Below are 15,750 nucleotides of genomic sequence, written 5' to 3' on the forward strand. Positions count from 1 at the left end.
AGTGTGCGCAAAATGCAGACGGCACCCTCGGGTGCCGTCTTTAGTCTAGCTAATCGTTCACTCTATAGCGCCGCGATCTTCGCCTGTTGCTCTTCCAGCAGCTTTTTGGCAGCTTGGAATTCGGCGAGTTTGCCACGCTCTTTTTCCACCACGGCTTCGGGGGCTTTGGCGATAAAGCCTTCGTTGCCGAGCTTCTTCTCGATGCCGCCGATCAGCTTGTCCTGCTTTTCAATTTCTTTAGCTAGGCGTTTTAGTTCGGCGTCTTTGTCGATCAGATCCGCCATGGGCACCAGCACTTCCATGTCACCCACTAACTGGGTGGCTGAAAGCGGTGCGTCGTCTGGGTTGGATAGCCAGGTGGCGCTTTCCAACTTAGCCAGCTTGGCCAGGAAGTGGCGGTTGCTTTCCAGGCGTTCGGCGTCTTCCGGTTTACCTTTGGTGAGCAGTACATCCAGCGGTTTGCCGGGGGCAATATTCATCTCGGCGCGGATGTTACGCACCGCGATAATCACGCCTTTCAGCCATTCGATATCGCGCGTGGCCTGCTCGTCGATTTTGCTTTCGTCGGCTTCCGGCCAGGCTTGGAGCATGATAGACGCGCCATCACCGACGAAGGTGCCTGCCAGTGGCGCAACGCGCTGCCAGATCTCTTCTGAGATGTAAGGCATCATCGGGTGAGCGAGGCGCAGAATGGTTTCCAGCACGCGGACCAGCGTACGGCGGGTACCACGTTTGGCTTCCTCACTGGCATTTTCGTCCCACAAGACCGGTTTGGAAAGTTCCAAGTACCAGTCGCAGTACTCGTTCCAGACAAACTCATACAGCGCTTGAGAAGCGTGGTCAAAGCGGTATTCGTCCATCGCTTTGGTGACCTGGGCCTCAGTTTTCTGCAGCTGGGAAATAATCCAGCGGTCGGCCAGTGAAAGCTCAACGTCACCGCCTTCTGTTCCGCAGTCTTCACCTTCGGCATTCATTAGCACGTAGCGTGAAGCGTTCCACAGCTTGTTGCAGAAGTTGCGGTAGCCATCCAGGCGGTTCATATCAAACTTGATATCGCGCCCGGTGGTTGCCTGGGAAAGGAACGTAAAGCGCAGGGCATCGGTGCCGTGGGCTTCAATGCCGTCTTTAAATTCGTCCTTGGTCGCTTTGGCAATGGCTTTGGCCTGTTTCGGCTGCATCATATTACCGGTGCGCTTTTCCAGCAGCGCATCCAGGCTGATGCCATCAATCAGGTCGATGGGGTCCAGCACATTGCCCTTGGATTTGGACATTTTCTGACCCTGACCGTCGCGTACCAAACCGTGTACATAAACGGTTTTGAACGGGACTTCGCCAGTGAACTTGAGGGTCATCATGATCATCCGGGCAACCCAGAAGAAGATAATGTCAAAACCGGTCACCAGCACGCTGGAGGGGTGGAAGGTTTCCAGTTCAGGGGCTTTTTCTGGCCAGCCTAGCGTGCCAAACGTCCACAGGCCCGAGCTGAACCAGGTGTCGAGGACGTCTTCGTCTTGGGTCAGGGTGACGTCTGCTGCAAGGCCGTGCTTTTCGCGGGCTTCTTCTTCGCTGCGGGCAACGTACACATTGCCTTCGGCGTCGTACCAAGCGGGAATGCGGTGGCCCCACCACAGCTGGCGAGAAATACACCAGTCTTGCAGGTCGCGCATCCAGGCGAAGTACATGTTTTCGTAGTTCTTCGGCACGAACTGGATATCGCCGTTTTCCACCGCTTCAATGGCGGGTTTGGCTAGCGTTTCTACCGCAACGAACCATTGATCAGTGAGCAACGGCTCGATCACATCGCCAGAACGGTCGCCATAGGGCAGGGTGTTGTTGACTGCTTCCACCTGTTCCAGAAGGCCCAGGGCGTCCATATCGGCAACAATCTGCTTACGCGCTTCAAAACGGTCCAACCCTGCGTACTTGGCGGGGAGGCTGGCGTCTTCGTCGGGATGGGGAGTGCCTTTCAGGTCAAAGATTTCAGCGCGCTCAAGGATGGTGGCATCCTTGGTGAACACATTGATCAGCAGGTGGTTCTGGCGCTTGCCGACTTCGTAGTCATTGAAGTCGTGGGCCGGGGTGATCTTCACGCAGCCGGAGCCTTTTTCCATATCGGCGTGTTCATCGGCAACGATAGGAATGCGGCGGCCGACTAGCGGCAATTCGATAAATTTGCCGACCAACGAGGCATAGCGAGCATCGTCTGGGTTAACCGCGACACCCGTATCGCCTAGTAAGGTTTCGGGGCGAGTGGTAGCCACGACCAGATAATCTTTACCATCGGTGGTTTTGACGCCATCGGCTAGTGGGTAGCGGAAGTGCCAGAAGCTGCCCTGCTGATCTTTGTTTTCCACTTCCAGGTCGGAAATGGCGGTGTGCAGGGTAGGGTCCCAGTTAACCAGGCGTTTGCCACGGTAGATCAACTTTTCTTCGTGCAAGCGCACGAACACTTCTTGCACGGCTTTATAGAAGCCGTCATCCATGGTGAAGCGCTCGCGGGACCAATCAACGCTGGCGCCCATGCGGCGCAACTGGCGGGTGATGTGGCCGCCGGACTCCTCTTTCCACTCCCACACCTTGTCGATAAACGCATCGCGGCCCAGGTCGTGGCGGGTTTTGCCTTCTTCCGCGGCAATTTTACGCTCAACCAGCATTTGCGTGGCGATACCAGCGTGGTCGGTGCCTACCTGCCACAGGGTGTTGTTGCCCTGCATCCGCTTCCAACGCGTCAGGGTATCCATAATGGTGTCCTGGAACGCGTGGCCCATGTGCAGGCTGCCGGTCACGTTAGGCGGCGGAATCATGATTGAAAACGGCTTACCACGGCCTGTTGGGACGAAGCGGTTGTCGGCTTCCCAGCGTTCGTACCAGCGGGTTTCGATCTGTTCGGGTTGGTAGGTCTTTTCCATGGGGAGTCGGCTCACGGCTTGCAAAAAAATGGTGGCAAGTATACCGCGAACGACCCCCTGGCGTCAGGGGCGTTGATGAAACCGCACAGCGGTTAATCGCGTAGGGCGCGGTCGCGTACTTTCACCACGGGCTCCATGAGGTAGTCCAATACGCTGCGCTTACCGCTGAGAATATCGATTTCCGCCACCATACCGGGAATTATGGTCAGCGGTTCATTGCCAGCGTCGAAGAGATAGCCGTCGGTGCGCACCTCAACGGGGTACATCAGCTCACCGCTTTCGGGCATTTGGACAGCGTCGGCGGCAATAGTGACCAGCTCACCATCCAGTCCGCCGTAACGGGCAAAGTCGTAGGCCGTTAGTTTTACCTTCACCGGCTGGCCGGGGTAGAGGAAGGCGATATCCGAGGGGCGAATATGCGCTTCTACGACCAAGGCGTCGTCGGCAGGAACGACTTCTACGAGCGGCTCACCGGAGCCTGCTACGCCACCTACGGTGCTAATATGCACTTGATTAACAACCCCTGCGACTGGCGAGCGGATGGTGGTGCGTGCCACCTGGTCTGCTCGGCCGGGAAGCGTCTTTTGTAGCTCTGCGACCTGTGAGGTCGCTTCGGCCAGTTGAGCGAGCGCATCGGCTTCAAAGGCATTGCGAGCGGCTGCTTTGCGGTCTTCAATTTCAGCGATGGAAGATTCAGCCCGGGCAACGGCACTTTGTTGGCGGGCTACCTCGCCGCGCAGCTCGTTGAGTGATTGACGCACTCGCAGCAGCGAGGTTTCAGGCTCAATGCCGCGCTGGGCCAGCGGCTGAACGATGGCCAGTTCTCGTTCGGCCAGCTGCACGCCGGAACGGGCAGTGCTTAACGCGGCTTCGAGCTCAGCTTTTTCCTGACGGCGTTGATAGCCCTGCTGTTCTAATACTTGAAGCTCGGCGCTTAGCTCCAACTGCCGCCCATGAAACAGACGGGTTTCGCTCGCGGCCACACTGGGGGCGCCTTGGCTGAGTGCATCATCGAGTGCCAGCGGCGTTTGGTTGATTTCGGCTTCCAGGCGTTGCAAGCGCAGTTGCAGCGAACGTAGGCGCTGTAAGCTCTCTTCGTAGTCACCTTCCAGCGTGCCGCCACTAAGCACCATCAGCGTGTCGCCTTGTTCGACCGTATCCCCACGGCGTACGTTAATCTCGGTCACCACGCCGCCTTCCAGGCTTTCTACTACTTGCAGGCTGCGCGAGGGCACGACTTTGCCTTGCCCTCGAGTCACTTCGTCCACTTCCGTGAGATAAGCCCATAAGAAGCCAATCAGTAAAAAGCCAATAATGGTGAGTAGCAGCAGGCTGCTGGCAATTGGGCGTTTGGCGCGGCCATGGCGTACAAAGTGTTCAAAATCAAGCTGGGACGTCGGGCGGCTCACAATGCTGTTCCTTCACGCGTGCGGTGGGGCGCTGCTTCAACGGGGCGCATCACCTGGGCCTTAGGGCCATCGGCAATAATCTGGCCTTGATCAACAATAATCACCCGATCAACCAGCGCTAGCAGGCTGGTACGGTGCGTCACGACGACCAGGGTTTGCGATTGGCTAGCGGCTTTCAGTCGTGAGATCACCTCTTTTTCGGTTTGAATATCCATCGCGCTGGTTGGCTCATCCATCAGCAACATCGGTGGGTCTCCCAGCAGCGCGCGGGCAAGGCAGATGAGCTGCCGCTGGCCACCGGAAAGCCCTTCGCCGCGCTCACCAATGAGCATGTCATAGCCCTGGGGGTGGCGGGAGATAAAGTCGTGGGCACCGGCCAGTTTGGCGGCCTGGAGAATTTGTTCATCGGTAGGGTGGTGGGCACCAATCGCAATATTCTGGCGAACGGTGCCAGAAAACAGCCACGCTTCCTGCAACACGCTACCAATGTTGTGACGTAAATCCGCAGGGTCGATTTGGCGAATATCGGTATCGTCTACCAGTACCGCGCCTTTTTCGGGCGGGTAAATACCGAGCAGTAGCCGCGCCAGGGTACTTTTACCAGAGCCCACGCGACCCAGTAGCGCAACCTTCTCCCCAGGCTCGATTGTCAGGTTGATATTGGCCAGTGCCGCAGTGGTTTGCTCTGGGTAACGGAAGCTCACATCTTGCAGGCTGATTTTGCCTTCCAGAGAAGGGCGGCTTAAGTAGTGACGGCCGAAGGGGCGCTCGGAAGGCATATTCATTAGCTGGTCAAGCGCGCGGTAAGAGGTGCGGGCTTGGTTAATGCGGGTCATGGTTTGAGCCAGCTGCGCCAGCGGCGCGAGTGCCCGTCCGGTGAGAATCACACAGGCAATCATTGCGCCCATGGAAATGACGCCGTCGCCGACTAAAAACACCCCATACACGACAATACTCACCTGAGCGGCTTGCTGGGCGAACGCGGTGGCATTCAGGGCAAATTGTTGAATTGCGCGGCCTTTACGACCCACGTTAGATTGCTGCTGAACGCTCTCTTCCCAGCGCTGACGAATCATTGGCGCAGCGCCACTGGCTTTAATGGTTTCCAACCCTGTTACCGCTTCAATCAGCACGCCCTGCTTGGAACGACTCTCTTCAAAGGCTTGGCCGGAAAGGCGTTTAAGAAAGGGCTGCACCGCCAGGCCAATCAGCAGTACCAACGGCACGGCAATCAGCGGCACCATAAAGAGCGGGCCCCCAATCAGATAAATCACGCCGATAAACAGGAAAATAAACGGCAAATCGACGAGGGCTACCAGCGATGCTGAGGCGAAGAAATCGCGCAGCGACTCAAATTCCCGCAGGGTATTGGCAAACCCACCGGTAGAGCCCCGCTTGGCACTCATTTGTAGATTGAGCACATGGTCAAAAATGCGCCTGCCCATGCGCAGGTCAGCTTCTTGTCCCGCCCGTTCAATAAACAGTTGGCGCAACGTTTTTACCGCAAAATCAAACAGCAATGCGATGCTCACACCCACGGTTAGTGCGACGAGCGATTCAATGGCCTCGTTGGGCAATACGCGGTCGTAAACCACCATAATAAACAGTGAGGTGGCTAGCCCAAGGAAGTTGGTTAGCGCAGCGGCAATCACCACTTGGGTGTACACCCAACGATTAGACGAGAGTGCGCTCCAAAACCAGTGGCCGCCTTGTATGGCTGGCTCGCTATTCAGTGTTACCGGCCGGTAGCGGGCGCGCACCGCAATCAGGTGGCCGATGTACTCAGCTTGAAGGGCACTTAACGCGGTGTCGACCGGCTGTTTGCCTAATGCCGGATCAAACAGCGCAAAACGCTCATCATCAATGCGCTCAATGATGACCACGGCGCGCCCGTTTTTTAGCAGCGCAACCGCTGGCAGCAGCGAGTTACCCAACGTTGCCAGCGCATGTTCACCCAGCGCAGCGACCATGCCGTGACGCTCAGCAGCATCAATAAAGCCGTCGGGGGTGAGCGGGGTGTTTGCGCCTACCCGTTGGGCGCGTATAGCCGCTTCTGAGACCGGCAGCTCAAGCCGAGCCGCCACAAAGGTCAGGCATTGCTCAAGGGCATCCGTGTGGGGATTAGCGGCGTTCAAGGTAAATCTCCATCACATCGAGTAGCTGCCCGGTTACCGCGAGCTGTTGAAAGCTAGCTTGCTCCCAGCGCACACGGCGATTAATCAGCTCTAGCGCGGTTTGGAACAGATCCCGCTGGGCGTCCAACAAATCGTTAATGCTGCTTCTTCCTACGGCGAACTGATCGCGGTAGGCCAGTAGCGCTTCTTCTTCAGCGGCAAGCGTGGCAGTTTGCGCTTCAAGCTCCGCTAGGCGGGTGCGCGTGTCGGTATAGGCAGAGCGCACTTCCCGCTCCAGCTCGCGATGCAAGGCTTGGCGTTCAAATTGGCTCTGCTGCTGACGTTCAACCGCTTGGGCAATGCGCGATGAGGTCGCGCCGCCGCTATAGGGCGTGTAATCAAGATTAAATAACAGCGCCACGTCATTATCCGATTCGTTGAACTCATTCACATCGAATTGACGACCTTCCACGGCTACGCTCAGGCTAGGCAAGCGGGCGTTACGGGTAGCTTGAGCGTCGGCTTCGCTGGCCTCGCTGGCCAGGGTTTGGCTACGCAGCGAGGCGTTACGGGCAAGGGCGTTCTCCAGCAGTTGGTCGGCGCTGGTCTCGCTTAGTAGCGCCCCGCCTTGGGGCAAGGCCAGCTCGTCGGGCTGGGTAAAGAACGCTTCTTGGTAGACGTTAATCGCCCTGGCTAACTCACCTTCTAAGGAGATTAGCCGCGAGTTGGCGTCGCTTAAGCGGCTCTGGGCACGCAGTACATCGGCTCGCGAACCGGCGCCTGCCTCGCGGCGAAGTTGAACGTCTTCAAAAATGCGCTGATGCTGCTGCAGATTGTGCTCAGCTAGCTGGCGCTGAGCGGTAACACGGGCAACATCCAAGTAGGCATTCAAGGCGTAGAGGACTTCTTCTTCGACACTGGCGTGGGACTGCCAATAAGCTGCTTCAGCGCTAAGATCGGCCGCGCGTATGCGCTCACCGCTGGCGCCAAAATCCACCAACAGCTGGCTGAGCGTAACGACCGCGTCGACGCGTGAGCCGCGGTCGGGTAGTGATTCAGTGCGCTGCAAGTCGTTACGGTACTCAAGCCCAGCGTTCACCTGAGGGCGACGCACGGCGCGCACTTCGTCAATTTGCAGCACCGACTCACGCTCACGCGAGCGCTGGGCCAGAATGCGAGGCTGTTGCTCTAGGGCCTGTTGGATTTTTTGGCGCAGCGCCTCTAGCGCAGAGGGGGCTTCCATTGGCTGACCTGTTTGCCAGCGAAAGCGCGTTAGCAGTTGCGTCAGTTCCGGCGAAAAGGCGGGACCTTGCAACGATGAGGCGGGCAGTGGCGTAGCCTCGGGAAGCGGTTCATCAAACGCCGTTTGGGCAGCCAGCAATGGGCTTGCCAGCAAAAATGCAGCGGCCACACTGCGTAGTAATAGCCGTTTGCGTGGCCGCGTATCAACATTAAAAGACATTCACGTTCCTGAATAACGTCGGTGCTTGGCACCCAATTAAGAGGGGGCTGGCCATTGATAGCGCTCTTCGCTGCTGAACGCTTCTTGCCACTCGGAAAGGGGGCGGGAAGCGTTTGCTTCTTGCGGCGATGTTGTCGGCCGCTGAAGGAGGCTGCGAAGAGCGCCAAGCTGCTGTTGGGATATGAGCTGAGCGTACACTAAAGGAACGGCATCCAATTGCCAGAAAAGCCCCATTTGTTCAGCGGATAGCGCCTTCCAAGCGGGCTCATCAATTTGATATAACGGCGTGCTGCCTCGATAGCCCTCTGGCTGCCAAGGCGTGAGTAGCTTGGCATTGGCCAATGCATCAAGCTGCTGTGCAACTCGCTGGCAACCTGCTTCCCGCTGCTGGAGAAAAGCCAGTACTTGTTGGGGGAAGCTGGCTAGTTCGCCGTGTTGGTTAAAGAAAGGCTCGGCATCCAGACGCGCCACCACAAAAGATGAATGTTGGTCGATGCATAGCTTTTCAGGATATTCAGCATGCAGCCCGAAGGGGTGGCTTCGCAGGGCGGCGGGCACATACGCCGCGCGCCAGCCCCCTTGGCTATCGACGATGAGATTTTGTTCATCGCGCAGCCCCAATAGTGCGACGGCCTGCCAGCCTGATGCTGTTTGGGTGAACCCAATTGGAAAACTAGCGGCCGCATGGCGTAATTCGGCTTCTGCTAGGCTTGCTTGGGTAATGTGCTGAGCAAAATGGTAGGCAGTAAAACGTTGCCACATCAAACCGCCGTGGCGCTTAACGTCAAGCGGCACCCAGTGGGCAGCGTGGGCCATAGGAAAACCTTTGTGGTGGTGATAACAAGGCGGCCACCTTACCAAGAACACGCGCTAATCATTTACTTGAAGAGAGCCCACGCATGGCGATTAATCCAAGCACTGGGCCAGGCAGTAGCCACCATATCACCCAGGGGCCTTGGCTTACCCAAAGGGCAGTGACTAGGGCAATAGACGGAATCGTTAGGCCAAAGCCAATGGCATTCATCATGGCTAGTGCCGCGCCGAGGCGCTCAGGTGGGGCGGCGGCTGACGCCAGCGCGGAAAACTGCGCGGAGTCGGCAATCACGCTAATACCCCAAATTCCTAACAGGGTTAGCAGTAGCCAGGGTGAAGTGCCACCTAGTAGTGGGTAGAGCAAACAAAGCGTGCCGGAGGTCGCTAGCGCCACAACGGCCACTCGCGCACTGCCCACTCGGCGGCTCCAGCGGCCAGCCCAAACGCAGCCAGGTAAGCCCAACGCAATCACCGCAAAACTTAGCCATGGCTGAAGGCCCGGCGCTGCGCTTAGGCGTTCCAGTTCTCTCGCAACTAAAAAAGGCACCAGCGCCCACAGGGCGTATAGCTCCCAACAGTGACCAAAGTAGCCCAGCGCCGCAGCGCGGAAGTTCTTTTGCCTGAAGGCAGCCAGCCCAGCCCAGGGGCGTCCGCCGCTGGCTGTGGCAGGCAGGTGTGGCCCCACGCCTAGTTTAAAAATCATCAGTGCGGCGAGCAGTGCCAGCGCAGAGGACAGCAACAGTGGCCACTGCCATGGCAAGTGCAGCGTTAGCCCGCGCAGTAAGTGGGGCGAGGCAATGCCCAGCGTCAGCATGCCGACCAACCAGCCCAGCGCCGCGCCTGCGTTGTTGGGTGTCCAGCTCACCACCAATTTCATGCCGAGCGGATAAATACCGGCAAGACACAGCCCGACCAAAAAGCGTGCTGCTACCGCTAAGCTGACGCTGTCGGCCACGCCAATAAACGCGGCGTTAATCAGCGCGCCTGCTACCGCAGAGATAGCGAACAAGTGACAAGCACGAACGCGGTCGGCAAGGCCGGTGGTGGCAATTAACAGCGTGCCGGTAATAAAACCTGCTTGCACCGCAATGGTGAGCAGCCCCAGGTCACTTTCACTCAAACCAACGGCCTGTTGAAGCGCAAGCCCAACGCCGTTAACGCTGAACCACAGTGAAGTGCCAAACAGCTGGGCAATGACAATCGTGGCGAGCGGGTGACGGCTAAGCACGTTCACGTCTCCATGGGGGTGGGTAGCGCGGTAAAGTGTTGCTGATCAAAGTGAGCGGGGCACATGGTTTTCGATGAGTACCATTATTCCAAATCAATGGCGGCCACCATTTTTTGTAGCGCGCGGATGCGGCTGTCTACCTTGTTCTTGTAGTCTTCTGATGTGTGGTAAGTGGAGGTGTCTTTCCAACTTTCAGCGGACAGCAACTCCTGTAAAAGCCAGCCCCTAATCATGACATAGTGTCTTGAATCCAGCGCCAGCGCTTTGACTGCCGCGACCGAGGCTGGCTGCTCCGGCTGTTCCAGTGCTGCTTGAATGCTGATGACCTTACGACCGATTTCCAGCGCATACTGATCCTGCTCGCTTAGTCCGTTAACCCACTGAGGATCTTCTTTATTCAGGGTAAACAATGTCAGCAGGGCGGCGGTGCCGAGTATCGCTAGCAACAATGCGGTGACTGACTTCATGTGGCGCATTTCACCAGACCTCTGCTGCCAAAGGTAGGGCATTCAGTTCATCTCGAGCCTCGCGCCAAACGGGGTAATGTTGATCCAGTAGAGAGATAAAGCGCTCATTGTGAGTCGGCTCAATCAGGTGGACCATTTCGTGGACGATGATGTATTCCAGTAGGTCTCTGGGCTTTTTTACCAGCTCGGTATTCAGTCGGATGTTGCCCGCTCGGTGGTTACAGCTACCCCATTTGGTTTTCATGCGCTGAAGATAGTAGCGGTTGACGGTGACTCCCAACTTCGATTCCCATCGCTGGATCAGTGGCGGTACTGCCTCGTGGAGCAGACGTTTGTGCCACTCATGCATGACTTGAGCGCGTTTTTCAGGGCTGCTATCGGGCCGAACCCTTAGCGTGATGCGTTTGTGGTCGAGCTTGATGTTGGGGCGGGCTTCTTTCTCTTCGACGTTCAACAAATAACGGCGGCCCCAGAGATAGTGACTCTCTCGCTTAATAAATTTTCGGGGCGTTTCCCTATCCTGCTGCTGGAGCTTGGACTGCTGACTGCGAATCCAACCTAGTTTTGAAATTGCATAGGCGCGAGCCACCTCAAGACGTGTGTTGGTGGGGGCTACCAGCGTCACCCGGCCTTCTGGAGGATGAACGGACAGATGAGCATTGCGCACCGCTTTGCGGGTAACGGCGATATGGATGTCGCCCAGTTCGATCGTTTCGGTCATGCGTAGCCGTGCATATTTTTGATCAGGTCAAACACCGCTTCGGTGGCGTCACTGTTGCGGTTAAGGAGCGGATAGAGCACGTTGAGCACTTGTCGCTCCTTAACCTCATCGCCCTTCCAGTGTGCGGGCACTTGCTCACGCATGGCGGCATCAAGCCGAAGTGCCAGCTGCGCCCAAGGATCCATATACTGCGGTGGCTTTTCGGCCAGTTCCTTATCATCGACCGATTCAGGTGCCAGATGGGGCAAGTTTCTGAACAGTACCACTGCTTCAGGCTTGTCTTTCAATACGCTGGGTAACTCGTTTGACGCCTGACCTGCACTCATTTTCTTGGCCAACTCTTCGGCCCGCGTCAGAAACTCCTTGTAGGAGGCCGTTTCAGAGCGCCACTCCTCAATCAAGTCATTGAGCAGCGTCGACATTTCTTCGTAGAAGCGTGGGTCGGTCAACTGTTCGCGGATAATGGTTTTGCGCACATTGTTGATGATGCCTTCTGCCACCGCATTGTTCGAAAGCTTACCTTTGGCATTGAGCTTCTGGGCAATCGCATCATGAATACCAGTGTTTACAATCAGCTCCACCAGCGAGTAGGAATCCACCGCGCCCATATTGCTTGCAGGATCAGCCTGAATATAGGTGTTGATGAGATGGCGCATGTCAGCTTCAAAGGGCTTGATATCCAGCTCTTCACCGGAATGGCGTTTAATGGCGTCGCGCACTTCGCTGTAGAACGCCACTTCGTCGTTCAGCCGCTGTATGTCGCTCTCGGAATAGCCCGCTTCGTTCATGTGCTGGCTGATGTTGGCAAAAGCGCGCACAAAGCTGGTGACTGACTTGTAAAATGAAATCCGCAGCGTCTCCGTGTTGTCTAGCGCCTCGGGGTTGTAGGCCTCTCCACAGAAATAGTGGATATGCTGTTCGATATCCTTGGGGGGCGGTACCGGGTCGCAGAGGTAGTGGAGTGCCTCGCGGGCAGTGTCCAGTGTCTCACGGCCTTCTTTCAGCCAATCTTTCAGTTCGATATTGTTCTCAGCCGCACCGCCGTCATCAAGGTCCAGCTCGTCCGAGCTATAGACCGCGATGGCGTTCTGCACATCACCGAACAGCTGCTTGAAATCGACAATATGGCCATAGTCCTTGTCGTCGCCATCCAGGCGGTTCGTGCGGCAGATAGCTTGGAACAGGTTGTGATCGCGCAGTTCGTTATCCAGGTAAATATAGGTGCAGGTGGGTGCGTCAAAGCCGGTGAGTAGTTTGCTTACCACGATCAACAGTTTGCAATTTGCTGGTTCTTCCTTGAAGCGGCGTTTCAATTCATTTTCGTATTGCTGGGTGGACTGGCCATCTTTCAAGACATACTGCTTGTAGGTATCAAACTTATAGCGCTCGCCACTGTGTTCCGATTCGCGAGAGATGGCGTTGTGGTTGGGATCGAAGGACGTGATGATGCCGCAGTATTTGCCAAAATACGTGTTGTGAAATAGTCGAAAATAATGGCAGGCATCATAGATCGAGGCTGCCACCAGCATGGCAGTGCCTCGGTGGTTGTTTAGGCGCGGCTTGCGGCTGAAATCCTCAATGATATTGGCAATGATGCGTTCCTTACGCTCCTTGGCACTCATCAGGTGTTCCAACGTCGCCCACTTGTTGCGCAAGATCGCCTTTTGATAGTTATTCAGGTTCTTGGTGGCGTGCTCAAACCAAGCATCCACTGCTTCTTGTGAAGTTAGTCGCTGGGGCACATCCCGAGCTTCATACTTCAAATCCAAAACGACTTTATCGGCTACCGCCTCGGGAAACTTGTAGGTGTGAATGTAGGTACCGAAGACCTCGCGAGTGGTCTGTTTATCTTTGCGCAGCAGAGGCGTACCGGTAAAGCCGATAAAAATGGCATCCGCCAGCCAGCGCTTCATCTGTTTGTTCAGGTGGCCACCCTGGGTGCGGTGGCACTCGTCCACGAATACATAAAAGCGCCCCTGAACCTGCGGTGGCTCGCCTTTAAAGTCAGATGGGTCAAACTTATGCACCAGGGCGCACAGTAGGCGGGGCGTGCTGGCGCTCAATTTCTCTACAAATTGGGCGCGGGAGTTAATGCGTGGGGAGGGCGCGTCTTCGCCCACTACGCCAGCGTTGCGCATGACGCCGACAATCTGCTGATCCAACTCGTCCCGGTCGGTCACCACCAGAATGCGCCCCTCTGGATCATGCTCCAGTAGCCATTTGGCCAGCAGCACCATTAGTATGCTCTTACCGCTGCCCTGGGTGTGCCAGATCACGCCGCCTTCGCGCTTGGCTACCCGGGCCTGCGCTGCCTTGATCCCGAAGTACTGGTGCGGGCGCGGTACCTTTTTCTGCCCGGCATCGAATATCACGAAGTTGCGCATTACATCCAGCAACCGCTCCTTGCAGCAGAGCTGCGCCAGTGGCCGATCCAGCAGTGTACCTGGGCTAATTTCCTCTGAGCGCTCCTCGTCCTTCCATTGAACAAAGAACTGCTCCGGGGTGCCGGTAGTGCCATAACGCAGGCCCTGGGAATCGCTGCCCGCCAACAGCAACTGCGAGGTGCTGAAAAACGCCTCGTTGAACAGCGGTTCTTGGTTAGTTATCAACTGACGAACGCCGTCAGCGGCCTCTACCGAGCTGCGCTTGAGTTCAATGACTGCCACCGCCAGGCCATTCAGGTAAAGCACAATATCCGGCCGCCGCTCATGCCCGCCCTTGAGGGTGACTTCCTCGGCCAACGCGAAATCGTTATTTTCGGGGTGCTCCCAGTCGATCAAGTGCACATCTTCATGGGGCTTACCCGGTGAAAGTAGAACTTTTACCGGGTAGCGCAGCAGGCTGTAGGTGCGCATATTGGCCTGGTAGAGCCCCACCCCAGTAACATCGGTGGCGGCTTCCAACTTTTGCAGCGCCTGTGCGATATGCGCGTCCGAGTAACCTCGCGCCTGCAGGCTGGTGCGCAGCAGCGCGGGCTCTATAGCGCGGTTATTCCCCCGTTTGTTCCAGTCGCCCAGGTATTGATAGCCTAGCCCACCGTCTTTCTCAGACTGAGTAAACAGCGTTACTACGCGGTGCTGGGTTTCACTTTCTGGGCGAGGGTTTACAGCCATGAATTATCCCTTGTTGTTTTGTTGTTGAAGCCATGCTTGGCCAGCGGCCGTTAGGCGGTATTTTTGTAGGCGGCTATTAGGTTTGTCTGGGATCGTATACTCAATTAACCCCTGCTCCAGAGCCGGATCGATATAGTGCTTGCGCACATGAGTACGATCCTTGAGTTTTAGGTGTTCCCTGAGGCTAGCATTCGAGAGTTCACCCTCTTCTGCCAGCAGCCCCAGCAGCTTCTTCACTGGTGGGGTGACTGGTGGAGTGACTGGTGGAGTGACTGGTGGAGTGACTTGGTCGGTCACCTTCCCGGACCACTCTGCTTCTGGCCGCCAGATCACCGTTCTGAACTGATTTCCCGCTGGGTCGTCCACTAGGTCAATTTGTGGCCAGGCTTCCAGCGCGCGAGGGATACCGCTGCCCATGCCGCGATAAGGCAGGATGTGAGAAGCATGTTCAGTGAGCGTGGGGTTGCGGCGGATGGTCTTTCCCCGGCTAATGTCGTCGGGGCTCAGGCTGTCCGGTAGGTGGCCAGGGCTGACGATCTCCACGCGGTCGGTAAAGACCATCAAGCGGACGGAGGCACTGGTGAAGTAGTCCCGGTGGATCAAGGCATTGACCAGCAGCTCTTCCAGAGCCGTTTCGGGAATTTCCAGCTCGCCTAGGGTGTTGAAGCTCCGTCCGTGCTGTACATGGTGCAGGTTGCGTTTGATAAAGGCGAAAGCACCTCGGAACTGCTCCAGTAGGGTGCCCTTGATATCTTCACTATCCAGGTAGCGGGTATCGTGAAGCGCGGTGCTGGGGAAGGCCACCGCCTTTACCTCAAAGGCGGGACGCCAACGCTGCGGATTTCGACCAAACAGCATCAGCCCCGCCAGATTCAGCTCCTGTCCATCGCCCAGCCCCAGGTTCTGCAGCAACTGCTCCCGTGTGAGGCCTGAAAACTCGCTGTTCTCGCCATAGCGACGATTAAAGTAGATGGTAAAAGCTTTGTCGTCGATATCATCGGTGGAAGTGCCCGCCACTGGCACCACATCAGCGTAAACCAGCCCGGAACGCTGGAACATGCGTTGCAGCTCTTCTCGGGAGGTCACATGCCGCTTATCAGAGCCTTGTTTCACCCAGATGCGGCCTTGATTATCGAGATACGGTTTGGCTAAGCCATCAGGCACCTCCATCGCTATCACGATGCCCTGATCCGTCTGCACATTCTCGGTAAGTGGATGCACGGGTGGGCGCACATGCTGGGAAGCGGCGTTGCCCAGCAACTGGTTCAATCGCCGAACCGCCGAGTCATCCAGCCCCGCAATCGAGCCGTCATCATTAACGCCCAGAAACAGCCAGCCACCGCCACTGTTGGCAAAGGCAGCCAGTTCAGCAGCAAGGCCATCCGCGTTGGTGGCATCGCGTTTGAACTGGTGGCGGCTGTCTTCGCCGCGGGAGAGAGTGCTCAGCAGTTCGGTTTGATCCATTATTTTACTTCCAGCTTAGTCACATATTGCTTCCCCACACCCGGTAAAGC

General features: G+C 56.7%; 10 protein-coding genes. All 10 read right to left on the reverse strand.

Annotated elements, in window-relative coordinates; all coding sequences use genetic code 11:
• Window positions 1-62: 62 nt before the first annotated feature.
• On the reverse strand, window positions 63-2,909 hold the full coding sequence (locus HZS79_RS14895) for a valine--tRNA ligase (protein WP_179928254.1): 2,847 nt from the start codon (window positions 2,907-2,909) through the stop codon (window positions 63-65).
• 92 nt (window positions 2,910-3,001) lie between these two features.
• A complete protein-coding gene (locus tag HZS79_RS14900) occupies window positions 3,002-4,318 on the reverse strand; it encodes an HlyD family type I secretion periplasmic adaptor subunit (protein ID WP_179928255.1) in 1,317 nt (438 codons plus the stop codon).
• Window positions 4,315-6,453 (reverse strand): type I secretion system permease/ATPase, encoded by a 2,139-nt coding sequence (locus HZS79_RS14905; protein ID WP_179928256.1) that lies wholly within the window; start codon window positions 6,451-6,453, stop codon window positions 4,315-4,317. The genes HZS79_RS14900 and HZS79_RS14905 overlap by 4 nt, the downstream gene beginning before the upstream one ends.
• Complete coding sequence (locus HZS79_RS14910) at window positions 6,440-7,894, reverse strand: TolC family protein (protein ID WP_179928257.1); 1,455 nt, start codon at window positions 7,892-7,894, stop codon at window positions 6,440-6,442. Before HZS79_RS14910 ends, HZS79_RS14905 begins: the two co-directional genes overlap by 14 nt.
• 36 nt (window positions 7,895-7,930) lie before the next feature.
• Entirely contained in the window at window positions 7,931-8,710 is a 780-nt protein-coding gene (locus tag HZS79_RS14915) for a SapC family protein (RefSeq protein WP_179928258.1), read from the reverse strand.
• A gap of 58 nt (window positions 8,711-8,768) precedes the next feature.
• Window positions 8,769-9,935, reverse strand: a complete 1,167-nt coding sequence (locus tag HZS79_RS14920) for an MFS transporter (RefSeq protein ID WP_179928259.1) — start codon at window positions 9,933-9,935, stop codon at window positions 8,769-8,771.
• A gap of 83 nt (window positions 9,936-10,018) precedes the next feature.
• The gene (locus HZS79_RS14925; protein ID WP_179928260.1) at window positions 10,019-10,402 is read right to left on the reverse strand and encodes a hypothetical protein; all 384 of its coding nucleotides are present in this window, start codon (window positions 10,400-10,402) and stop codon (window positions 10,019-10,021) included.
• Between the two features lie 10 nt (window positions 10,403-10,412).
• Window positions 10,413-11,123 (reverse strand): M48 family metallopeptidase, encoded by a 711-nt coding sequence (locus HZS79_RS14930; RefSeq protein ID WP_179928261.1) that lies wholly within the window; start codon window positions 11,121-11,123, stop codon window positions 10,413-10,415.
• Window positions 11,120-14,236: a type I restriction endonuclease subunit R gene (locus tag HZS79_RS14935; protein ID WP_179928262.1), complete on the reverse strand. Its 3,117-nt coding sequence runs from the start codon at window positions 14,234-14,236 to the stop codon at window positions 11,120-11,122. Before HZS79_RS14935 ends, HZS79_RS14930 begins: the two co-directional genes overlap by 4 nt.
• Before the next feature lie 3 nt (window positions 14,237-14,239).
• Window positions 14,240-15,700 carry an RNA/DNA-binding domain-containing protein gene (locus HZS79_RS14940; RefSeq protein WP_179928263.1) on the reverse strand — a complete coding sequence of 487 codons (1,461 nt, stop codon included), beginning with the start codon at window positions 15,698-15,700 and terminating at the stop codon, window positions 14,240-14,242.
• Window positions 15,701-15,750 lie beyond the last annotated feature (50 nt).

Source organism: Vreelandella zhaodongensis (genome assembly GCF_013415115.1).
GTDB classification, from domain to species: Bacteria; Pseudomonadota; Gammaproteobacteria; order Pseudomonadales; family Halomonadaceae; genus Vreelandella; species Vreelandella zhaodongensis.